Annotated in this window: 20 protein-coding genes and 2 tRNA genes; 10 read left to right on the top strand and 12 right to left on the bottom strand. The window is 71.7% G+C overall.

Annotation, left to right across the window (positions count from 1 at the left end):
- Nucleotides 1–109 precede the first annotated feature (109 nt).
- The 4 genes from H9640_RS01830 (at nt 110) to H9640_RS01815 (ending at nt 3874) form a co-directional block, all read left to right on the top strand.
- Nucleotides 110–358 carry an acyl carrier protein gene (locus tag H9640_RS01830; protein ID WP_030151686.1) on the top strand — a complete coding sequence of 83 codons (249 nt, stop codon included), beginning with the start codon at nt 110–112 and terminating at the stop codon, nt 356–358.
- A 109-nt stretch (nt 359–467) separates the two neighbouring features.
- Nucleotides 468–1712 (top strand): beta-ketoacyl-[acyl-carrier-protein] synthase family protein, encoded by a 1245-nt coding sequence (locus tag H9640_RS01825; RefSeq protein ID WP_191789014.1) that lies wholly within the window; start codon nt 468–470, stop codon nt 1710–1712.
- 216 nt (nt 1713–1928) lie between these two features.
- The gene (locus tag H9640_RS01820; RefSeq protein ID WP_191789013.1) at nt 1929–2687 is read left to right on the top strand and encodes a DUF5819 family protein; all 759 of its coding nucleotides are present in this window, start codon (nt 1929–1931) and stop codon (nt 2685–2687) included.
- A complete protein-coding gene (locus tag H9640_RS01815; RefSeq protein ID WP_191789012.1) occupies nt 2684–3874 on the top strand; it encodes an HTTM domain-containing protein in 1191 nt (396 codons plus the stop codon). Before H9640_RS01820 ends, H9640_RS01815 begins: the two co-directional genes overlap by 4 nt.
- A 57-nt stretch (nt 3875–3931) precedes the next feature.
- Here the strand turns inward: H9640_RS01815 and H9640_RS01810 are convergent, their stop codons facing one another.
- The 4 genes from H9640_RS01810 to H9640_RS01795 form a co-directional block, all read right to left on the bottom strand.
- Nucleotides 3932–4432, bottom strand: a complete 501-nt coding sequence (locus H9640_RS01810) for a DUF3145 domain-containing protein (protein ID WP_191789011.1) — start codon at nt 4430–4432, stop codon at nt 3932–3934.
- 290 nt (nt 4433–4722) lie between these two features.
- Nucleotides 4723–5208, bottom strand: a complete 486-nt coding sequence (gene def / locus H9640_RS01805) for a peptide deformylase (RefSeq protein ID WP_191789010.1) — start codon at nt 5206–5208, stop codon at nt 4723–4725.
- Between the two features lie 33 nt (nt 5209–5241).
- A complete protein-coding gene (locus H9640_RS01800) occupies nt 5242–6057 on the bottom strand; it encodes a DUF1206 domain-containing protein (protein WP_307824127.1) in 816 nt (271 codons plus the stop codon).
- 267 nt (nt 6058–6324) lie between these two features.
- Nucleotides 6325–6675: a DUF488 domain-containing protein gene (locus H9640_RS01795; RefSeq protein ID WP_191789008.1), complete on the bottom strand. Its 351-nt coding sequence runs from the start codon at nt 6673–6675 to the stop codon at nt 6325–6327.
- A 769-nt stretch (nt 6676–7444) separates the two neighbouring features.
- On the opposite strand from H9640_RS01795, the gene H9640_RS01790 reads away from it, so the two are divergent.
- Nucleotides 7445–8146, top strand: a complete 702-nt coding sequence (locus H9640_RS01790; protein ID WP_191789007.1) for a PAS and ANTAR domain-containing protein — start codon at nt 7445–7447, stop codon at nt 8144–8146.
- A gap of 110 nt (nt 8147–8256) precedes the next feature.
- Here the strand turns inward: H9640_RS01790 and H9640_RS01785 are convergent.
- A tRNA-Ile gene (locus H9640_RS01785) sits at nt 8257–8330 on the bottom strand.
- A 63-nt stretch (nt 8331–8393) separates the two neighbouring features.
- Here H9640_RS01785 and H9640_RS01780 point away from each other — a divergent pair.
- Nucleotides 8394–8900 carry a hypothetical protein gene (locus H9640_RS01780; RefSeq protein ID WP_191789006.1) on the top strand — a complete coding sequence of 169 codons (507 nt, stop codon included), beginning with the start codon at nt 8394–8396 and terminating at the stop codon, nt 8898–8900.
- A 54-nt stretch (nt 8901–8954) separates the two neighbouring features.
- Nucleotides 8955–9027: transfer RNA gene (locus H9640_RS01775), tRNA-Asn, on the top strand.
- Nucleotides 9028–9200: 173 nt separating this feature from the next.
- Here H9640_RS01775 and dnaG read toward each other — a convergent pair.
- Nucleotides 9201–11138 carry a DNA primase gene (gene dnaG / locus H9640_RS01770; RefSeq protein ID WP_191789005.1) on the bottom strand — a complete coding sequence of 646 codons (1938 nt, stop codon included), beginning with the start codon at nt 11136–11138 and terminating at the stop codon, nt 9201–9203.
- Between the two features lie 79 nt (nt 11139–11217).
- The gene (locus tag H9640_RS01765; protein ID WP_191789004.1) at nt 11218–12099 is read right to left on the bottom strand and encodes an AraC family transcriptional regulator; all 882 of its coding nucleotides are present in this window, start codon (nt 12097–12099) and stop codon (nt 11218–11220) included.
- An 88-nt stretch (nt 12100–12187) separates the two neighbouring features.
- Between H9640_RS01765 and H9640_RS01760 the strand changes: the two genes are divergently transcribed.
- The 3 genes from H9640_RS01760 to H9640_RS01750 all read left to right on the top strand — a co-directional run bounded on the left by H9640_RS01760 (nt 12188) and on the right by H9640_RS01750 (nt 14779).
- Complete coding sequence (locus H9640_RS01760) at nt 12188–12643, top strand: VOC family protein (protein WP_191789003.1); 456 nt, start codon at nt 12188–12190, stop codon at nt 12641–12643.
- A gap of 83 nt (nt 12644–12726) precedes the next feature.
- Nucleotides 12727–13575: a helix-turn-helix domain-containing protein gene (locus tag H9640_RS01755; RefSeq protein ID WP_191789002.1), complete on the top strand. Its 849-nt coding sequence runs from the start codon at nt 12727–12729 to the stop codon at nt 13573–13575.
- 145 nt (nt 13576–13720) lie between these two features.
- Nucleotides 13721–14779, top strand: a complete 1059-nt coding sequence (locus H9640_RS01750) for an iron-siderophore ABC transporter substrate-binding protein (RefSeq protein ID WP_191789001.1) — start codon at nt 13721–13723, stop codon at nt 14777–14779.
- A 93-nt stretch (nt 14780–14872) separates the two neighbouring features.
- Here the strand turns inward: H9640_RS01750 and H9640_RS01745 are convergent, their stop codons facing one another.
- The 5 genes from H9640_RS01745 to H9640_RS01725 form a co-directional block, all read right to left on the bottom strand.
- On the bottom strand, nt 14873–16138 hold the full coding sequence (locus tag H9640_RS01745) for a deoxyguanosinetriphosphate triphosphohydrolase (protein WP_191789160.1): 1266 nt from the start codon (nt 16136–16138) through the stop codon (nt 14873–14875).
- Nucleotides 16139–16222: 84 nt separating this feature from the next.
- The gene (locus H9640_RS01740) at nt 16223–16981 is read right to left on the bottom strand and encodes a metallophosphoesterase family protein (protein WP_191789000.1); all 759 of its coding nucleotides are present in this window, start codon (nt 16979–16981) and stop codon (nt 16223–16225) included.
- Nucleotides 16982–17095: 114 nt separating this feature from the next.
- The gene (locus H9640_RS01735) at nt 17096–18928 is read right to left on the bottom strand and encodes a glycoside hydrolase family 13 protein (protein WP_191789159.1); all 1833 of its coding nucleotides are present in this window, start codon (nt 18926–18928) and stop codon (nt 17096–17098) included.
- A gap of 63 nt (nt 18929–18991) precedes the next feature.
- Complete coding sequence (locus H9640_RS01730) at nt 18992–19924, bottom strand: sugar ABC transporter permease (RefSeq protein ID WP_191788999.1); 933 nt, start codon at nt 19922–19924, stop codon at nt 18992–18994.
- A 1-nt stretch (nt 19925) separates the two neighbouring features.
- Nucleotides 19926–21578, bottom strand: coding sequence for an ABC transporter permease subunit (locus H9640_RS01725; RefSeq protein ID WP_191788998.1), 1653 nt, complete (start codon nt 21576–21578; stop codon nt 19926–19928).
- Between the last annotated feature and the right edge of the window lie 138 nt (nt 21579–21716).

Below are 21716 nucleotides of genomic sequence, written 5' to 3'. Positions count from 1 at the left end.
CGCGTTCCCCGCGGTCCGACCAGGAGCGGGCGACGTACGACCTTTCCACCGTTCCACAGCAAGTTCCCGGTGCCGGACGGCCCCGGCACCCATCACAAGGAGAAACCCCATGGCTTACACCGAGCAGGAAGTCCTCGCTGGTCTCGCGGAGATCGTCAGCGAAGAGACCGGCCTCCCCACGGACGCCGTCCTCGCCGAGAAGTCCTTCACGGACGACCTCGACATCGACTCGCTGTCGATGATGACGATCGTCACGCACGCCGAGGACAAGTTCGGCGTCCGCATCCCCGACGAAGAGGTCAAGAACCTCGCGACCGTCGGCGACGCCGTGTCCTTCATCACGGGCGCGCAGGCCTGATCTTCCGATCTGCGCCAGGTCCAGTGGACCTGGCCGGTGCGGGCCGGCGGTCGACGAACCGCCGGCCTGCCCGCCCCCTTCCCTTCCCCCTCAGACACCTGGAGCTGCCATGACCTCCCTCCGCGACGTCGTCGTCACCGGCCTCGGCGCCACCACGCCGCTCGGTGGGGACGTGGCCTCCACGTGGGCCGCCGCCCTCGCCGGGCAGTCCGGCGCCCGCTCGCTCGAGAACGACTGGGCCGAGCGCTACGAGATCCCGGTGACGTTCGCCGCCCAGATCAAGGTCAAGCCGGAGGACGTCCTCCCGCGTCCCGAGATCAAGCGCATGGACCCCTCGACGCAGTACGCGATGATCGCGGCGCGCGAGGCCTGGGCCGACGCGGGCAGCCCCGACGTCGACGGCGACCGCCTGGGAGCCGTCGTGTCCTCGGGCATCGGCGGCATCTGGACGACGCTCGACGGCTGGGACACCCTCAAGGAGCGCGGCGCACGGCGCATGCTGCCCATGACGGTGCCCATGCTCATGCCGAACTCCCCTGCCGCGTACGTCTCGCTCGAGTTCGGTGCCCGTGCCGGTGCGCACGCGCTCGTCTCGGCCTGTGCGTCGGGTGCCGAGGCCATCGGCTACGGCGTCGACATGATCCGCGCGGGTCGCGCGGACGTCGTCGTGGCCGGTGGTACGGAGGCCACGATCCATCCCATGCCGATCGCCGCGTTCGCGGCCTCGCGCACGCTCTCGCTGCGCAACGACGACCCGCAGGGCGCCTCGCGCCCCTACGACGTCGACCGTGACGGCTTCGTCATCGGCGAGGGCGCGGGCATCGTCGTGCTGGAGAGCGCCGAGCACGCCGCGGCGCGCGGCGCTCGCGTCTACGCCCGCATCGGCGGCGTGGGCCTCTCGGCCGACGCCTACCACATCACCTCCCCGGACCCCGAGGGTCGCGGTCAGGTGGCGGCGATGACCCGTGCTCTGGGCGAGGCGAAGGTCGAGGCGCGCGACGTCGTGCACGTCAACGCCCACGCGACCTCGACCAAGGTCGGCGACCTCACCGAGACCCGGTCCATCCGGACCGTGCTGGGCGACGACGCGGACCACGTCCTGCTCTCGGCGACCAAGTCCATGACCGGTCACCTGCTGGGTGGCGCGGGCGCGCTCGAGACCATCTTCACGGTCAAGGCGGTGCACGAGCGCCTGGCTCCGCCGACGATCAACGTCGCACAGCCGGACCCCGAGCTCCAGGTCCCCCTGGTGCGCGACGTCCCGGCCGAGCTCCCTGCGGGCGACATCGCCGCGATCAACAACTCGTTCGGGTTCGGCGGGCACAACGTGGCCCTCGTGGTGACGAACGCCTGATCCCCTCCTGGGCGTGAGCGCCCGGGAACCCGACGACGCCCGGCGGCGGAGAGGACCTGGTGGTCCTCCCACCGCCGGGCGTCGTCGTGCTCGCGTCGTACGTCTCCCGTCGGTCGGGCGTTCGCGCGGCGGACCGGGGATTCCGTGGGATCGTTAGCACCGGTTATCATTCCTCGAACGCGGTCGTTCGGGCCGTCCTCGATGTGGAGGTACACGGTGAGCTCCGCGGGTTCCCGCACGGTCGCACAACGCGCCGCCCTGGTCGTCGTGGCCGCGCTGGTCGCGTTCCACATGTTCTCGACCTTCCTCTGGGCCGCGCCCACGTCCGCGATCAACGACACGGCCTCCCCCGTCACGTCCAAGCACATGTACCCGTTGTTCGCGCAGAACTGGCAGATCTTCGCGCCGGACCCCCAGTCGGTGGACCTGCGCGTGTGGGTGCGCGCGACGACGAAGGACGAGGCAGGTGTCGAGACCGTCTCCGAGTGGGCGAACCTCGGGGACGTCTTCAACGAGCAGGTCCGGCACCAGATCCTGCCGACGCGGACGTGGCGCATCCCGGTCAGCATGAACCGCTTCTACACGACGTCCTACAGCACCTTGGAGGGCCAGCAGCAGGCCGTGGTCCACGCGGACCACGTCTCGGCCGACGGCGACAGCGGTCGCCAAGACCTCACCAAGGCCCTCCTGGGTACGGGCATGAGCGTGAGCAGCATGGACGACTACCTGCTCTCGGAGGACTCGCTCTACGAGTTCGGCACGCTCGCGGCCATGGACCTGTGGGCGGACACGGAGCTCGTCGCGATCCAGATGAGCACGTCCACGCAGGGCGTCGTGCCGTTCGAGCAACGGCTCACGCCGGGCATCCAGCGCCCGGAGGAGCAGTTCACCAGGCTGGGCTGGCGTGACCCGTCGCCGGTCACCCCCGAGGCCCGGGCCGGGTTCAGCGGCGTCTTCGGAGGGTGGGTCTCATGAGCAGCGACACCGGCGCCACGGGCACGACCGGCCTGTGGACGAGCGCGACCGGCTGGGCGCGCAGCACCTGGGCGGCCGGCGAGTCCTGGATGCTCGACTCCCGCAAGGCCTCCTACGGCGTGGCGGTGCTGCGCATCGGCTTCGGCCTGATCATCGCGGTCCAGCTCGCGGCCAACTGGGGCGACCGCAGCCTGGCCTGGGGTGCCGGGCGCACGTTCGCGCAGGGCCGCGTCGAGGTCGACGAGTTCCCGTCCTGGCTCGACACGTTCTTCAACGGCTCGGCGCCGCCCTGGGCGTTCGACCTGCAGTACCTGGCCCTGATCGCGCTCTCGGTGCTGCTGGTGCTGGGGTGGCGCTCGCGCATCGTCATCCCGGTGCTGCTGGTGCTGTACATCGCGCTGTTCCGGACCAACGCGTACATCGGCGACGGCGGCATCCAGCTCATGCGCATGGTGCTGCTGTACATGGTCTTCGTGGACACGTCGGGCCGCTGGTCCCTGGACGCCCGACGGCGGCGCGCGGCCGCGGAAGCCGGCAAGCCCTCGCGGTCCGCGTCCTGGGCATGGCTCGCGACGCTGCTGCACAACGGGGCCGTGGTGCTCATCGCGTTCCAGATCTTCGTGGTCTACGTGGCCTCGGCCATGTACAAGATCCAGGGCGGCATGTGGCAGCACGGCACCGCGATCTACTACGTGTTCCAGCTCGACGAGTTCTCGACCTGGCCCGCCGTGACCGAGGTCATGGGGCGCTCGGGCGTGCTCGTCGCGATCCTCAGCTACAGCGCGGTGTTCGTGCAGCTCTTCTTCCCGTTCCTGCTGCTTCGTCGCTCGACGCGCATCCTCGCGCTCGTCGCGATCACGGGCATGCACCTGGGGATCGGCGTGCTCATGGGCCTCATGTACTTCTCGATGACCATGATCGCCATCGATGCCATCTTCATCCGGGACGTGACCTACCAGGCCGTCGAGCGCCGTCTGGCACCCGTGCTGCGCCGCGGGTGGGACCGTGTGCGGCGGCACCCCGCGACGCCGACCGAGGCTCCCGGACCCGCGGCCGACGTCGACGACCTCCGACCGGTCGCCGCCGCCCCAGGCCCACCCTCCGGCGCGACGGACGGACCGGACGCGGCACCGGCTCCGCACCCGCAGGCGGCTCCCCCGCAGACGGCGATGCCTGCCGGCTCCTAGTTGCCGGCAGGCATCGAGCGACCGTGAGGCCGCGAGGTCCTCTGGAAGAGGTGCGGGTCAGCCCACGCGGTGGAGCCAGCGCACGTTCGAGTCCTCGCCCGCGTGGCGGAAGGGCTCGAGCTCGTCGTCCCACGCCTTGCCGAGGGCCAGGTGGAGCGCGTCGCGCATGGCGCGGTTGTCGTGCGAGACCTCGAGCGCCGCACGCACCCGGTCCTCGGGGATCATGACGTTGCCGTGCACGTCGGTCACGGCGTGGAAGATCCCGAGGTCAGGGGTGTGGGACCAGCGGGCGCCGTCGGAGCCGTGGCTCGCGTCCTCGGTGACCTCGTAGCGCAGGTGGGACCACCCGCGCAGCGCCGAGGCGAGGCGCGCTCCCGTGCCCTGCACGCCCTGCCAGGCGAGCTCCGCGCGGTAGAGGTCGCGCGCAGCAGGCTGCTCGGTCCAGTCCAGCGTGACGCGCACGCCCAGGACGTTCCCGGCAGCCCACTCCAGGTGCGGGCTCAGCGCCCGGGGCGCCGAGTGCACGAAAAGAACACCGCGTGTGATGGCACCAGTCATGTCGTTCCTCCCTAGGTCGAGGTTTCGTCTTCCCCAACGTCCTCACCAGGGGTGGATCATCATGCCTGATCAACCAGCGGTATACGAGCCATATCTTGCCTGAGAGTCGACCGGATCGCGAGGGGAGGACTCCCCATGGCAGATCTCACCCCGCTGCGGTAGCGCTCCCCGACGGCCTTCTGCCCCTATGCGGACACGTTCCGACTCAGCCGTGCGCCTGTGGGAGGACGCCACGTTCCCCCCTCGTCAGCCGACTCCGGGCCGGGGACGAGGGGGGGACGTGGCGTGACTCAGAGCTGGGCGCGCATCTCCCGCATGGCCTTCTTGCGGACCGCGCGGTCCAGGCGGTCGAGGTAGAGCATGCCGTCCAGGTGATCCGTCTCGTGCTGCAGGCAGCGAGCCATGAGCTCGGTCCCTTCGACCGTGATCTCGTTGCCGTCGAGGTCCATGCCCACGACTCGCGCGTACCAGGCGCGTCGGGTCGGGTACCAGAGCCCGGGGACCGACAGGCAGCCCTCGTCACCGTCCTGGACCTCGTCCGAGAGCTCGACGATCTTCGGGTTGAGGATGTAGCCGATCTCGTCCTCGATGTTCCAGGAGAAGGCGCGCAGGTTGACGCCGATCTGGTTGGCGGCGAGCCCGGCCCGGCCCTCGTAGTCGACGGTCTCGACCAGGTCCGCGACGAGCGAGCGCACCCGGTCGTCGATGGTGGTGATCTCGTCGCACGGTGTGCGGAGCACGGGGTCCGGGATCACACGGATCTCTCTCATCGCCATGGGCGCCATTGTTCCATGTCGCCCCGGCCCGTCTCACATCCGTGCGTACCGGGCACGCGCGAACGAGTACACGCCGTAGGCCGCGAAACCGATGCCGGTCGCGGCCAGCAGGAAGGCACCGAAGGGCTGCTCGCCGATGGTCCGCAGGGCCGCGTCGAGGCCGCTCGCCTTGGCCGGGTCGGCCGTCACGGCGGCGGCCACCACGAGGGCTCCGAGCACACCGAGGGCGATGCCCTTGGCGATGTAGCCGACCTTGCCGAGGACGACGACGGCATGGCCGACCTGGCCGCCGGCGTTGCCCTCGAGATCCTGGAGGAAGCGCTTCTTCCACCCCTTGACCACGTGATAGGCGCCGGCGACGACGATGCCGACCCCGACCGCACCGACGAGGACCCGGCCTGCGCCGTTCGCGAGGAGCGAGGCGGTGAGGCTGTCCTGTTGCCCGCCGCTGCCCGAGCCGCTCACGACCTTGAACGTCAGCACGGCGAGCGCGAGGTAGACGACGGCCTTGCCCGCCGACTTGGCGCGGTATGCCTTGCGGTCCTTCACGTTCCCGCTCGTGCCGGCGATCGCCTCGAGGATCTGCCAGAGGCCCAGCGCGACGAAGGCGACGACCGCGAACCAGAGGACGAACTCTCCGCCGGTCGTCCCGGCGATCTCCTGGAGGGCGCCGGTCTCGCTCGCCTGGCCGCCGCCGGACCCGGTGGCGATCCGGATGGCGATGATTCCGATCATGATGTGCAGCAGACCGCTGACGGCATACCCGGTGCGTGCCAGGACCCGCAAGCCCTTGCTCTGCTGGAGCTGCTGGGCGGTCCCTGACGTGGTGCGGTTGGTACCGGTGGGCACGGTGCTTCTCCTTCGAGTCGACGGAGGTGGCATCCTGACACGCTCCGTCGCGTCTCGCTCGCCGAACGGGACGATCCGACCTTCCGGGAGATATCGGGTCCCTCGCGCGCGGCCCCCGCCGGAGGCCGCCGGGTACCGGCCCCGGCCCCGGTGCCGGCCCCCGTGCCGGTGCCGAGAACGGGATGGAGGTCGTTCCGAGGCCGACGGCGACCTCAGCCCCGTCTTCGACCGCGCGGACCCTCCTGCTCGCGAGGACCGGACGCCACGTCACCTCGCCGTGGCCAGGTAGTCGCGCAGCACCACCGCCTGGTTGTCCTGCTCGTCCTTCGCACCGTAGAGCAGCGTCACGACCGGGTGCGCGGCGACGATCGCCCGCAGCTCACCGACCGCGGGGTTCTGGTCGAGCTCGGCGCGATAGCGCGCGGCGAACTCGGTGAACAGTGCACGGTCGTGGCGGAACCAGGTGCGCAGCTGGTCCGACGGCGCGACCTCCTTGAGCCACCGGTCCACCCGGGCACGTTCCTTGCTCAGTCCCCGCGGCCAGAGCCGGTCGACCAGGACGCGGTAGCCGTCGTCGGGCGCGGGGTCCGCGTAGACGCGGCGGATCTGGAGGGCCATGCCCCCATGGAACGCCGAGCCGCGACATCACGCACGGGCAGACCGGCACCGTGGCGCGGCCACGTCCGGCGAGCGTGCGGCTCGGGCTGTCGTCCGCGGACCGTCGACCGGCCGACCCGCCAACGCCTGCTCGCAGTGCCGCCACACCGCCCCTCAGCCGCTCGCGCTCCTCGGCGGACGTCCGCGCGACGACAGACGGTGGTATCCAGTCGGGCCACCCGAAAGTCGTCGAACTGGACGGCCAGCAAACGTGGGAGCGCTCCTATCGGCACAGGGCTCCTGGCCGTGGTAGACATCGAGAACGTGCAGGACGGCGATCGACCTCAGGGGGCGAGGGCAGGTTCGTATCTACGTTGCGCACGAAATGGCACCGGCTGGTGTCGTCGTGGTGGTGACCGGTGTCGGTCTCATCCTGGCCACGCTCGGGATCTTGCTGATCGCGCGGGTGGCGACCGGTGTGCGGCGGCGCAGGAGCGAGCCGAGCACCGGCGCTCACGGGACCGGCACGGCTCTGGGGGTGGCCTCATCTTCTGGGGGGCGCTGCTCGTCGTCATCGACAGGTGGAACAGCTAGGTGACCGCGCGAGAAGGTCAGTCCGTGGTGCGGACGTCACCTGCGAGGCCGTGGGGGTCCACGAGGCCGGTGACGACGTCACCGGAGCCCGGTGTTCGCTTCGTGCGAACCTGCCGCGCGCGGGCAGCGGCCCGACGCTAGCATCCTGGCAGGAGTCTGGAAGTAGGCCCTGAGCTTCCCTTCACCTGGAGCTGAGATGACGACCTCGTACAACCTGGACCGCCCTCTTGACGTGGACCTCCTGGAGGTCTTGCTGGCCGGCACTCCTCAGCCCGTGGGCCAGTTCATCTTCACGGTCCGCACCGGCGAGTGGTGGTGGTCCGACCAGCTCTACGTGATGCACGGCTTCGAGCCCGGCGACGTCGTGCCGACGACGGAGCTGATGCTCGCGCACAAGCATCCCGACGACCGAGCCCGCGTCCAGGGTGTCCTGGCGAACGCATGCTCGTCCGGGCAGCCGTTCGCGTGCGTGCACCGCATCCTCGATGCGAACGGTCACACCCGGACCTTGGGCGTGGTCGGCCGCGGCCGCAAGGAGCCGGACACGGGCGAGGTCGTCCAGCTCTCCGGCTATTTCGTCGACCTGACCATCACCCAGCGCGAGCTCGCACAGCGCGAGGCGACCGCGGCCATCAAGGCCTCCACGCAAAGCCGCGCCGTCATCGAGCAGGCCAAGGGCGCGGTCATGACCGTCTACGGCATGACCGAAGACGAAGCCTTCGATCTCCTGCGCCACCACTCGAACATCACCAACGAGTCTGTCCGCCACCTCGCCCGCCGACTCATGGACAGCCTCGCCGACGGAGCGGGCGTCAGCGCCCCCACGACCGACGATCTCGACCTGTTCTTCGAGACTCCCTCGGGGAACGCCCTGGACCCCGACGCGGTCGTGTCCTGACACGCACGGATGGCGAGTCCTGTGGGTGCGGCGCGCGGAGGTTCGGAGCCGACGACAGCCGTGGTCGCACCAGCGGTGCAGCCAGCTCCGAGCTCCTCGCGCGTGCAACGTAGGGCAGGTGGGGCTTGAACCCACGACCGGCGGATTATGAGTCCGATGCTCTGACCGACTGAGCTACTGCCCCTCGGCGGACAAGCGTACCGGCAGGCGAGCGCTGGACGGGCGCGCGGGCAGTACCGTGTCTGGCATGGCTCTGTTCGCCCGTAGCTCCCTGCCCGACGACGCCCGCAGGTCCCTGCGCCTCGCCCCGAAGGACGCGGTGCTCGCTTCCGCGCAGCTCGTCGGCGGGTCGTGGGCGGTCGCGACCCGCACCGTCCTGGCCACGACCGGGGATGCCGCAACCTCGCGCCCGTGGTGCGACGTGGACAAGGCGGGATACGACCCGGCCACCGCGTCGATCACGGTCGAGTGGGTCGACGGCACCGCTCCCCTGATCCTGCACCTCGCCGACGTCAAGCGCACCGCGCTGGCCCAGACGGTCCGGGAACGGGTGCAGTCCTCGGTGGTCCTCGCGGAGGTCGTGACGCTCGGTGGCGGGCGCTCCGCCAAGGTCGCCGTTCGCCGGGACAGCGACGGCTCGCTCTTCTCCCAGGTCGTCGCCGAGGCAGGCGTGGACCTGGAAGATGCCCGGACGCGGGCTGTGATCGACGCCGCGGAGGACCGGGTCCGATCGATGTCCGGACTACCCCTCTGATGCTGATAGAGTTTTCTCCGGTCGCCCAACCGGTGAAGATCGGTGGGTGAGCGGTCCCGCGTAGCTCAGCTGGCAGAGCATCCGACTGTTAATCGGACGGTCGTAGGTTCAAGTCCTACCGCGGGAGCAGGACACGAGGCCCCTGGTCTGCGGAAACGCAGACCAGGGGCCTTCTGCATCTCCCCTGACGAGGCACCACGATCCGGCGCCCGGCCGACCGCCCCACCGCGATGTGACCTTCGTCGCACGGCGCGACCGTCGACCGCAGGTCGCGCAGGGAACCCCCACGCCCCCGGATCCTCAGACCCGCTCGCGCAGCTCCCGGCGCTCCTTCTCGACCGACAGCAGCTCGGCGAACGCGGCCCCGTACGCGTCGGGGTCGGCGGCAGGGTCGAGGCGTTGCAGGCGGCTCTTGGCGTCCGCGACGCGCCGCGTGAGACCCAGGTCCACGAACGCCTTGATCACGCCCTGGACGTACCCCTGGATGACGTTCTCGCGGTCCTCGGGCAGAGGTGCGACGGCGAGCTGGTTGACGATGCCCCGCACGGTCTCGGGCGACTGGTCGATCACGTGCTCGACCCACTGCCCCGCGGGGTGCGCGGCGGCGCCCGCCATGCCGCCGGCGGCCCGGATCGCGTCGTGCACGGCCCGCCAGGCCGGGGTCGCGAACGCGGTCTCGGAGAACGCGTCGAACTCCTCGGCCGGCACGTACTGCGGGTACTGGAGCGCGACGAGGAGCGCCTGCCGCTCGAGGCGGGCCACGGGGTCGCGCGGGTCGGGCTGCGCGAAGACGGGACCCGACGGCGCCGCGACGGCTGCGTCGTCGGGCCCGGGTGGTGCCGGGCGGACCGGGGCCGGGAGCGTCTGCGGGACCCCGCCCTTGCCCGCCGCCGCGACCGCGCGCCGCACCGACTCGGAGTCCATCCCGATCCAGCCCGCGAGCATGCGCGCGTACTCGGGCCGCAGGGCCGTGTCGCGGATGCCCGCGACGACCGGTGCCGCTGCGCGCAGCGCCGCCACGCGCCCCTCGGCGGTGTCGAGGTCGAACGTCGCGAGCGTGGTGCGGATGACGAACTCGAACAGCGGCTGGCGCCCCTCCACGAGGGCTCGGACGCCCTCGGGGCCGCGCGCCATGCGCAGCTCGCACGGGTCCATGCCGCTGGGCTCGACCGCGACGAACGTCTGGGCGTAGAAGCGCTGGTCCTCGCCGAACGCGCGGACGGCGGCCTTCTGGCCCGCGGCGTCGCCGTCGAACGTGAAGACGACCTCTCCGCCGAGCGACGCGCCCGACGCGAGCTGGAGCCCGCCCCCCGCGGTCGTGTCCCCGAGCAGCCGGCGCACGATGCGCGCGTGGTCGGTGCCGAACGCCGTGCCGCACGTCGCGACGGCGGTCGTGATCCCCGACAGGTGCGCGGCCATGACGTCGGTGTACCCCTCGACGACCACGACGCGCTTGTTCTTGGCGATCTCGCGCTTGGCGAGGTCGATCCCGTAGAGCACCTGGGACTTCTTGTAGAGCGTGGTCTCCGGGGTGTTGAGGTACTTGGGCCCCTGGTCCTCGTCGAAGAGCTTGCGCGCGCCGAACCCGATGGTCTCGCCCGTGACGTCGCGGATGGGCCACACGAGGCGGCCGCGGAAGCGGTCGTAGATGCCGCGCTGGCCCTGGCTCATGAGGCCCGACGCGACCAGCTCCGCCTCCGTGAACCCGCGCCCGCGCAGGTGGCGCAGGAGCGAGTCCCAGCCGGTCGGGGCGAACCCGACGCCGAAGCGCTCGGCGTCCGAGCGGTCGAAGCTGCGCTCGGCCAGGAACGTGCGCGCGACCGTGGCGCCCGGCGCGAAGAGCTGCTCGGAGAAGTACTGCGAGGCCACACGGTGGGCCTCGAGCAGTCGCTGGCGCTTTCCGGGCTCCTCGGTACGGCGCGGCCCGCCGCCCTCCTCGTACCGCAGCTGGATGCCGACGCGGTCCGCGAGGTACTCGACGGCCTCCGTGAAGGTCATGCCGTCGATCTTCTGCACGAACGAGATGACGTCGCCGCCCTCGTTGCAGCCGAAGCAGTGCCAGCGCCCCACCTGGGGGCGGACGTGAAAGGACGGGGAACGCTCGTCGTGGAAGGGGCACAGTCCCTTGAGCGACCCAACGCCGGCGGGCTTGAGGGTCACGTGCGAGGACACGATCTCGTCGATCCTCGCGCGTTCGCGCACCGCGTCGACGTCCTCGCGTCGGATCAGACCTGCCACGTACCCGAGTGTAGGTGCCGCCACCCACGTGTCACGCCGAGCCCGCTCCCGAGGCGGCCCGGACCACGCCCCGACCCGCTCAGGAGGACGCAAGCTGCAGCAGGCGGGCCCGCGATTCCGCGCACCGTCGGGCGTACGCGCCCGGGGTGTGACCGGTCACGGAGACGAAGTCCACAGCCAGGTGCGCCTGGTCGTAGTAGCCGACGTCGACCGCGAGCGCCGCGAGGTCCTGACCGGGGTCGGCGGCCAGGCGCTCGGCCGCGAGGTGGACGCGGTGGCGTTGCAGGACCCACTTGGGGCCGACGCCGACGCGCTCGCCAAGGAGGCGCTGGAGGCTGCGCGTGCTGGTGCCCGCGACGCGCGCGAGGTCGGCGACGCGAGCGTGCGGGCCGAGCTCGCCCGACGTCGCGGCGTCCAGCACGCGGGAGACCTGGGGCAGCGCGGGGTCCGGCGCGAGCCGGTCGCGCAGGAGGTCCGCGAGGACACCGACGGCGGCCTGGTCCTGGCCGCGCCCGGCGAGCGCGAGGGCCCGCGCCCCCGCCTCGTCGGCCCCCGGCCCCAGGACGCCCGACGCCGGCACGGACGTCCCGCGCGCCACGGCCAGCGCGCCGGGGCGCAGCTTCGCGGCGACGACGACGCCGGCCCCGAGCAGCGTCCGGTCGAACAGCCCGTCGGGGATGCCGTGGGCCACGAACCCGCTCGGCTCGGCGACGAGGTTGACGCACGGGTGCGGGATCACGGTCTGGGTGAACGACTCCCCGACCGGCAGGTCCCAGCGCACGAGCCAGAACCAGTCGACACGGTCCGCGAGGTCCGCCGGGGCGGGCAGGCGCTCGAGCGCGAACGCCCGGCGCGCGGCCGCGGGGTCCACGACGCCGTACGTGGTGGACGGGACGCGAGGGCCGCGCTGGCCGTCGCGACCGCTCGGGGCGCTGCCGGCACCCGCGGGTTCGTGTCGCATTCCTCCAAGACTGCCACCCCGCACCCACACGACGATGGAGCCGACGCACCACGAACCGGCAGCACCCACCACTGGAGGAACCATGGACATGTCAGCCCTGCACCCGAACCTGGCCGTCTCCGACGCGCGGGCCGCGATCGACTTCTACACCGCGGCGTTCGGCGCCGAGGTCGACGACGTCATCACTGCCGGCGACGTGATCATCCACTCCGACCTGCGCCTGCCCACGGCGTCCGGCTTCTCGACGTTCACGGTCGCCCAGGAGTTCCCGGGCGCCGGGTCGGTCGCACCGGATCCCGAGGGTCCGACGCCCGTGTCGTTCACCGTGCCCGTCCCGGACACCGATGCGGCCTACGCCCGTGCGACGGCCGCCGGCGCGACGAGCACGTCCGAGCCCGCGGACTGGTTCGAAGGATTCCGCCAGGCCTCGGTGCGCTGCCCGTTCGGCCACCGATGGTACTTCACGACGGTCGCCGACTCGGTCACGGCCGAGGACGTCCAGCGCGCGAGCGACGCCTGGATGAGCGAGCAGCCGGCGGGCTGAGCCGGTCGGTCGCCCCGGCGGCCGGCCGAGGCGGTCGACCGGCTGGGCGGGCACGAGCGGGCACGGGCGGTAACGTCCTGCCCATGACGATCGACGCGCACCCCGGGAGCATCCGCCTCTGGGGTGCTCCGTCGTCCCCCGACGAGCCGTGGGTCGAGTACCGGGCCCCCGAGGGCCGTCTCGTCGCGGACCCCTGGAGCCTCGCGACCATCGTGTTCGAGCCCGGGCACGCCCGCGAGTGGCCGGGCGAGGTGCACCACGAGCACGAGCTCGTGTGGTGCGAGGGCGGTCCGCTCGACGTCGAGACGCAGGGGCGCCGGTGGCTGGTCCCGCCGACGCTCGGCATCTGGCTGCCCGCCCGCACCCCGCACAAGGTCCGGGCGGATCCCGACGTGACGGTCTACGCCACGTACCTCAACCCCGACCAGGCCGTCCCCCGGTGGGACAGCGTCGTCGGCGTGCCCGTCACTCCCCTGCTGCGTGAGCTGCTCCTGCACGGCCGCACGGCCGTCATGCCCGACGCGAGCCGCCACAACCTCCAGGCGCTCGCGGTCGAGCAGATCGTGCCGCTGCCCGCCGCGAGCATCGAGCTGCGCATGCCGCGCGACGTGGACCTTCGCCACGTCACGGAACGCCTGCTCGCGACCCCGGGGGACGGTCGCTCGCTCGACGCCTGGGCGTCGGAGATCGGCACGAGCCCGCGCACGTTCATGCGCCGGTTCGTCGAGGAGACGGGGCTGTCGTTCGCGCAGTGGCGCATCCTCGCACGCACGGGCGCGGCACTCGTCCTGCTCGCCGGGGGGCGCCCGGTCCGCGAGGTCGCCCGCGAGGTCGGGTACTCGAGCCCGAGCACGTTCGTCAGCGTCTTCCGTCGCACCACGGGCATGTCGCCTGCTGCGTACGCACGCCTGCTCGGAGCGCCCGGCCACTGACCGGTGGCGGGAAACCGGTCATCGCTGGCAGGATTTCTCGATCCCGCCCGGGTTAGCCTCACCTTCGTCGAGCCAACTAAGGCTAGGCTCATCTAACTAGCGGGCGTCGAGTCGCACTGCGAGACGCCTGACGGAGGACCCTTTCATGACCCCGACCACCACCCGCCGTCGCACCGCTCCCCGGCGCCGTCTCCTGGGCGCCGTCGCTGCGCTCACGACCCTGGCCGCGCTCGCGGCCTGCTCGACGGGAGGGACCGACGGCTCGACGCCGGCCCCCGCGGGCGGAGCCGACGTCGCCGCCACGCACCTCGCCGAGGCCGACGCGTTCCCGGTCGAGATCGAGCACACGTACGGCTCGACGACGATCGAGGCCGAGCCGCAGCGCGTCGTGACGATCGGCTGGAGCAGCCAGGACGCGGTCGTCGCGTTCGGCAAGGTTCCCGTGGGCATCGAGAGGTTCACCGGCCCCGGCATCGAGGACGACATCCTGCCGTGGCTCACCGAGACCTTCGAGGGCGCCACACCCGAGCTGCTCACGAGCAACCCCGACGTCCCGTTCGAGCAGATCGCTGCGCTGCGGCCCGACGTGATCATCGCGGTCTACTCGGGGATCACGGACACGGCCTACGAGCGCCTCTCCGAGATCGCCCCGACCGTCGCGTTCCCGGGCTCCGCCTGGGAGACGTCGTGGCAGGACCAGACCACGATGATCGGGGCGGCACTGGGGCAGCCGGCCAAGGCCGACGAGCTCGTCGAGGGCGTCGGGAGCAAGGTCGCCGAGACGGCCGCGGCCCACCCCGAGCTCCAGGGCAAGACCATCACGTACGCGATGAACGGCGAGGGCGGCCTCATCGTCTTCTGCCCCTCGGACCCGCGCATCGAGCTGCTGACGCAGATCGGGCTCGCACCGTCCCCCGGCACCCTCACCGTCTGCGGCGCCGAGGACGCGTCGTCGGTCTCGGTCAGCTCGGAGCTCATCCCCACTCTCGACGCCGACGCGTTCATCCTCATCGACGTCGACGAGACGGTCTACGACACCCTCCTGGGCAACCCGCTGTTCGCGGCGCTGCCCTCGGTCGTCGACGACCGCGTGATCCGGGTCGTCGGCATGGACTACGCCATGGCGACCTCTGCGCCGACCGTCCTGAGCATCCCCTACGCGCTCGACGAGTTCGTCGCCCAGCTCACGACCACCCTCGGCTGAGCAGCCCACCGACAACCACGAACGCCCACGAGCACCCACGAGCACGGCGACGGCCCGACCCCACCCGGGGCCGGGCCGTCCTCGTGCAGCAGGTCAGCGCGGGCCCGAGACCCACCGCTCGTGGAGCTGGTACGCGCTCACGTCGGTGAGCGACGCGACCTGGTCGACGACCACCCGGAGGCGAGCGGCGTCGTCGGGCGCCTCGACCCAGTCCGCCGCGAACGGCGCCTCGAGCGCGTCCGGAGCCTTGTCGATGAAGACTCCGACGAGGTCCGCCAGGACCTGCCGCTGCTGGTGGTGCAGCGGCTCCTGCTCGCGCGGGGCCATGACGTACGCGACCGCCATGCCCTTGAGCGCGAGGATCTCCGCGGACGTCGTCTCCGGGACGACGAGCCGGGCCGAGTAGCGCGTGAGCGGACCGTCTCCGTACTCCTCGCGCGTCGCGGTCTGCGCCGACCCGCTGAAACGCCCGATGAGCTGGCTCGTGGAGTCCTTGAGGGCCGCGAGCGCCCGGCGGGACCCGTCGAACCCGCGCATCAGGTGGCCGGTCGCCTCGAGCCGGGAGATCGCCGCGTCGAGCTCGTCCGCGGTGTACGCGTCGCCGTACCAGGCGCGGACCGCGGCCACGACGCGCGCCCGCTCGTCGGGGTCCGCGAGGACGGCGAGGTCGAGCTTGCCGCCCACGATCGCGTCCTCGACGTCGTGCACCGAGTAGGAGATGTCGTCGGCCAGGTCCATGACCTGGGCCTCCATGCACTTGACGTGCTCGGGGGCCCCCTCGCGCAACCACGTGTAGACGGGCACGTCGTCGGGGTAGACGCCGAACTTGTGCGTCGTGGTCCCGTCCGCGCGCAGGGGCCCCTCGCCCCGGCGCCACGGGTACTTGACGCTCGCGTCGAGGCTCGCGCGGGTCAGGTTGAGGCCCACCGGGGTACCGTCCGCGGCGAAGACCTTGGGCTCGAGGCGCGTCAGGAGCCGCAACGTCTGGGCGTTGCCCTCGAAGCCGCCGTGGTCCGCCATGATCTCCGCGAGCGCCCGCTCGCCGTTGTGCCCGAACGGCGGATGGCCCAGGTCATGGGCGAGGCACGCGGTGTCGACGACGTCCGGGTCGCACCCGAGCGCGCGCCCCATCTCCCGGCCCACCTGCGCGACCTCGAGGCTGTGCGTCAGGCGTGTGCGCACGAAGTCGTCGGACCCCGGGCCCAGGACCTGGGTCTTGGCACCGAGCCGACGCAGCGCCGAGGAGTGGACCACGCGCGCACGGTCCCGTTCGAAGGGCGTGCGGGCCTTGCTCTTGGGCGGCTCGGGGACCCAGCGCTCGACGTCGTCGGCCGAGTATCCGAGGGCGCTTCCTGGCATCGTGTGGGGCACGGGTCCCACCCTATCGACGCGGCGGGTCGCCGTGGTGCTCGTCCCCAGGGCTCCGTCGCGGGCCGCGGCGGCTCAGGCCTCCTCGGCCCGCGCCTGGAGCCCCCGGTAGACGCCCGTGCGCAGCTCGACCTCCCAGACGTCGGCCGTCGGCATGCCGAGCAGGTGGGCGACCGCGATCTCGGCCTCGACGTCGTACGGCACGCGCACGAGCTGAAGCCCGAAGGGCCCTGGCGCCTCGTCGTCCAGGCGCCCCTCGAGGATCGCGTAGCACGGCACGGGCTCGTCGAGCGGGTTGCCCACGCTGCCCACGTTGAACAGCGTGCGCCCGTCGCGCACCTCGACGTACGCGTCGTGGACGTCGCCGTAGCCGACCACGGTGGGCTCCGGCCCCGGACCCGTGAGGTCGGTCGCGCGGAACATCGCGTCGAACTCCTCGTCGCTGTGGTGGAAGTGCACGCGTGTGTGCACGCTGCCCGCGGAGGCGTGGAACAGGCGGATCCGGCGACCGCTCAGGAGCACGGCGTGGCTGAGGGGCAGGGCCGCGAGCCACGCGAGCTGGTCGGGTCGCAGCTCGCCGTGCCACCAGCGCATCTCGGCCGGTGCGTCGGGCGGCGTGACGGGCAGGAAGTCGTCCCAGTTGCCCCGCACGTTCACGGCGCACGCCTCACGACAACGGTCCACGACCGCGCTGCCCCGCGGCCCCTTGCCGACGTAGTCGCCGAGGTTGACGACGTGCGTGATGCCGCGCGCGGCGATGTCCGCGAGGACGGCCTCGAGGGCCGTGAGGTTGCCGTGGACGTCGGACACGACGGCGATCCGGTCGAGGGTCATGCGGGGATCCTGCCACGGCGACGATCTTGCCGAGAAGTGAGCAGATGCCCCTGGCCACAGCGGGTCAGGGGCATCTGCTCACTTCTCGTCACGGGGCCCAGCACACGAGCAGGCTCAGGCGAGCCGCCACACCCCGACGCCCGGGCCGTCGCCGGCCACGTCGAGGCCCGCGGCCGAGACGTCGAGACCCAGGTCGCCGTGCAGCCGCTCGGCGTCGGCGCCCGCGAGCAGGTGCCGCGGCAGGCGCGCCCCGCCCCACGTGTCCCGCGCCACGACGACGAGCACGCGCTCGTCGAGCGTCTCGCGCAGGTACGCCACGGCGTCGTCGTCGACCACGAGCCAGCGCAGCCCGCCCTCGCGCAGCGCCCGGCTCCCCCGGCGCAGCGCGACGAGCCGCCGGTAGACCTCGAACGTGTCGCCGTCCCAGCGGTCCGGGCGGTCCCACGGCATGGGCACGCGCGCGTGCTCGCCGTTGATCCCCGTGAGACCCACCTCGTCGCCCGCGAACATCACGGGCGTGCCGGGGTAGGTCAGCAGGAGCGTCGCGGCGACCTCGACCATCGCGGCCGAGCCCACGATCGAGCGCAGGCGCGGGGTGTCGTGCGACCCGAGCATGTTCCACTGGCGGGAGGTGACGGACCACGGCAGCACGGCGTCGAAGTCGCGCATGGTCTCGACCATGCTGCGCCCGCCCCGTCGCGGTGTCGTCACGGGCAGCCCGAGGAACGGGACGGTCGAGTCGTGCGGCGCGAGCCACGTCCAGATCGGGCGCGTGAACGCCGAGTAGTTCATGTTGGCGTGCCACCCGTCGCCCGCGAGGTCGAGCGAGGCGTCGTGGAAGTGCTCGCTCACCAGGACCGCGTCGGGGTTGATCGCGGCCATGGTCGCGCGGATCCGGCGCGCGATCTCGAGCGTGCGGTCCTCGTCGGCGTAGCGCCCCGTCATGTTCGCGACGTCGATGCGCCAACCGTCGAGGGCGAAGGGCTCCCCCAGGTAGCGCCCGACGACGGAGCCCGGCCCGTCGATCATCCTCGCCCCGAGCGTGGGCGAGCCGTAGTTGAGCTTGGGCAGCGACGCGTGCTCGAGCCAGCCCACGTATCCGGGCTCGCCCGGCGTCCAGTAGAACCAGTCGCGTTCGACGCTCGACTCGTCGGCGTGCGCGCGCTCGAACCACTCGTGGCCCGCGCCCGTGTGGTTGGTCGTCAGGTCGCCGAGGAGCCGCATCCCGCGCGCGTGCACGGCCCGCGAGAGCGACGCGTACGCCTCGTCGCCGCCCAGCAGCGGGTCGACGTGGTCGAACGTGCTCGCGTCGTAGCGGTGGTTGGACCGTCCCGGGAACACCGGGGTCAGGTAGACCGTCCCGACGCCGAGCGACTGCAGGTGGTCCAGGTGCTCCTCGATCCCGCGCAGGTCACCGCCGTAGTACTGCGTCCCGACGCCGGGCCCGGCCGCGAGCGGCTCGTCGTCCCAGGCGGCCGGCTGCGCCCAGTCCGGCAGCGGTCGCGAGCAGGCCTCGGCCGAGCGCGCGAACCGGTCCGGGAACACCTGGTAGACCACGCCGTCGCCCATCCACGACGGGGCGGGCGGGTGCACGGTCAGGCGGAAGTCCGCGGCGTCGGGCACGTCGCGGTCGAAGACCCCGCGCCCGTTGAGCCACCGGTACCCGCCCGGGACGTCCAGGAAGAACCGGTAGCTCGTGACCGGGTTGTGCACCAGGACGTCGGCCACGTACCAGGACTCGTGCTCGTCCTCCCGTTCGAGCCGGGCCTCCGCCAGGCGCGGCTCGCCGTCGCGCACGGTCCGCAGCCACACGGCCCGGACCTGCGCGTCGGCACCACCGGGCACCCGTGGCACGCGCACCCGGACCGGGACCACGTCCCCCAGGGCGGGCGTGCCACCGGGCACGTAGACCTCCGAACCGTCGTGGTGCGCGGCCAGGGCGACCACCTCGCGGGGCGAGGCGGCCCTCCCGGCGGGCGTGACGTCGTCGGGCACGGTGGTGCTCACGGGTCAGCCCTTGACCGAGCCGGCCGTCAGACCGCCCACGATGTACTTCTGCAGGTAGAGGAACAGCGCCAGCACCGGGAGCGTCGAGATGACCGCGCCCGCCGTGAACAGGCCCCAGTTCGCCTCGCGCAGCGACGAGACCCACCCGTACAGGCCGACCGCGAGCGTCCAGTTGGCCTCCGAGGTCAGGACGATGCGGGCGATCATGAACTCGCCGTAGGTGCTGATGAAGGACAGCAGCGCCACGACGGCCAGGATCGGCGCCACGAGGCGCAGGATGATCGTCCAGTAGATCTGGGCGTGCGTCGCACCGTCGAGCTTCGCGGCCTCGTCGAGCTCGCGCGGGACCGTGTTGAAGAACCCGTACATGAGGAACGTGTTCACGCCCAGCGCGCCGCCGAGGTATACGCAGATCAGCGCCAGCTTGCTGTCCAGGCCGAGGGCCGGGACCACGTCACCGAGGCTCAGGAGCAGCAGGAAGATCGCGATGAACGCGAGCATCTGCGGGAACATCTGGATGATCAGCAGCGACGTCAGGCCGGTGCGGCGCCCCGTGAAGCGGAACCGCGAGAACGCGTACGCCGCGGCGGCGCCCATGAGCACCGTGCCGACCGACGTCGCGACCGCGATCACGAGCGTGTTGAGCATCCACGTCCAGAACAGCGAGTCGCCGAGCTCCGCGTAGTTCACCGAGCTCACGTCGGCGAAGAGCGAGTTGGAGCCCGTGAGGGTGCCGTTCTCCGACAGCGACGCCGACAGGACGTAGACCAGCGGGAACGCGGCGAACACGACCGCGACGACGCCCACGAGGTGACGCCAGCCGAGCTCGCTGAACCAGCGGCCGGGCTTCATGCGCGTACGGCCCTCGGGACCGGACGCACCGCCCGAGGACGAGCCCGCCGAGCCGACGGGAGCGGAGACAGAGGTGGTCGCCATGTCAGTTGATCTCCTCGAACTTGCGGGTGCTCCGGAAGGCCAGGGCAGAGATGGTGCCGACGATCACGAAGATGACGATCGACAGCGCGCTCGCGAGCCCGAAGTTCTTCGGAGCCGACCCGTCGACCCCGGAGATCTGGTAGACCATCGAGATCAGGATGTCGGTGTGCCCCAGCGGGACCGAGGCGTCCCCGAACCGTGGACCGCCCCCGGTGAGCATGTAGATGAGCGTGAAGTTGTTGAAGTTGAACGCGAACGACGAGATCAGCAGCGGCGCCGTGGAGATGAGCAGCAGCGGCAGCGTGACCGAGCGCCAGGTCCGCCAGCGGCCCGCGCCGTCGATCTTCGCGGCCTCCATGACGTCCGACGGCAGCGACTGCAGCGCGCCCGTGCAGATCAGGAACATGTAGGGGAAGCCGAGCCAGAGGTTCACGAAGAGCACCGAGAGCTTCGCGAGCACCGGGTCGGTGAGCCACGGGATCTCCGCTCCCCCGAGCAGGACCTCGTTGATGAAGCCGAACCGCGTGTTGAGCAGACCCGACCACAGCAGCGCCGCGAGGAAGCCCGGGATCGCGTACGGCAGGATCATGAGCACGCGGTAGATCTTGCGACCGCGCATGCGCACGTCGTTGAACGTGATCGCGAGGAACAGTCCCAGCAGGAACGTGGTCGCCACGGACCCGATCGCGAAGACGAACGTCCACGCGAGGATCTTGACGAAGGGCTGCGCGTAGCGCCCGTCGGAGAAGGCGGTGACGAAGTTGTCGAACCCGACCGCCACGCGCCAGCCGACGGCGAGCGTCGTGCCGTCCGCGGCCTCGAACTGGCCGTCGTCGTTGGGGGTGTAGACCGTGCCGGTCGTCGTGTCCGTCATGGTGTCGCTCGCGTCGTCGTACTCGAGCGTCGACGTGTAGACGAACCCGGTCATCGCGTCCGGGGTACGGATCGACCCGTCCTCCGGGTCGTCGGACACGGGCACGCGGAGGTTCGTGACCTCCTCCTGGCGCTGGAGCACCTGGCCACGCTCGAGGACCGTGTACCCGGGGACCTCGGTCGCGCGGCCGGCCTCGACCGTCGCGTCCTCGACCACGGTCAGGGGCTGCTCGGCCGAGCCGACCTCGACGTCTCCGTCAGGGGTGACGATCGCGAAGGCGAGCGTGCCGCCGTCCTCGACGACCGTGAGCGGGGCCGACTCGGAGCCCTCGACGCGGCGCTCGTTCTGGACGAGCAGGGCCTCGATGGCCTGCTCCTTGGTCGAGTTGTGCCCCGTGCCGTAGTTGGTGAAGGCGATGTAGCCCGTGTAGGCCACCACGAAGATCTGATAGGCCAGCAGGAAGATCAGGCCCGGCAGGATGTACTTGAGCGGCAGCGCGCGCTTGGAGAAGTAGACCCAGTTGGCCGCGATCAGCATGGCCGCCGACGCGGCGAGGATGCCGTACGACTCGGCCGTCCACGCGGACCAGACCACGTACACGCCCAGCGCGTCGATGACGGCCATGAGGGCGAGCTTGGCGAAGAACCCGGGGCTGTAGTTCCGGGCGTGCGACCCGTCGCGGTCCCGGCGCGGGCGTGACCGGCGCGGCCCCTCGGGCGGCCCGGAGTCCTCCGGAGCGCCGACGGCGGTGTCGGTGGGCGTGATCTGTGGGGCGGACATCGAGCCTCCGTAGTCGTGCGACACGGGTACCGGCCCGCGTCATGGGGCTGGCGCAGCGCCGCTCGTGCGGGCTGCGCCGACGACCCGCGGCCGGGGGGGGGGGGGGGGGGGGGGGGGGGGGGGGGGGGGGGGGGGGGG

The sequence above is a fragment of the Oerskovia gallyi genome, from assembly GCF_014836745.1.
In the GTDB taxonomy this organism is placed as follows: Bacteria; Actinomycetota; Actinomycetes; order Actinomycetales; family Cellulomonadaceae; genus Oerskovia; species Oerskovia paurometabola.
This window is presented reverse-complemented; position numbering and strand designations above follow the sequence as displayed.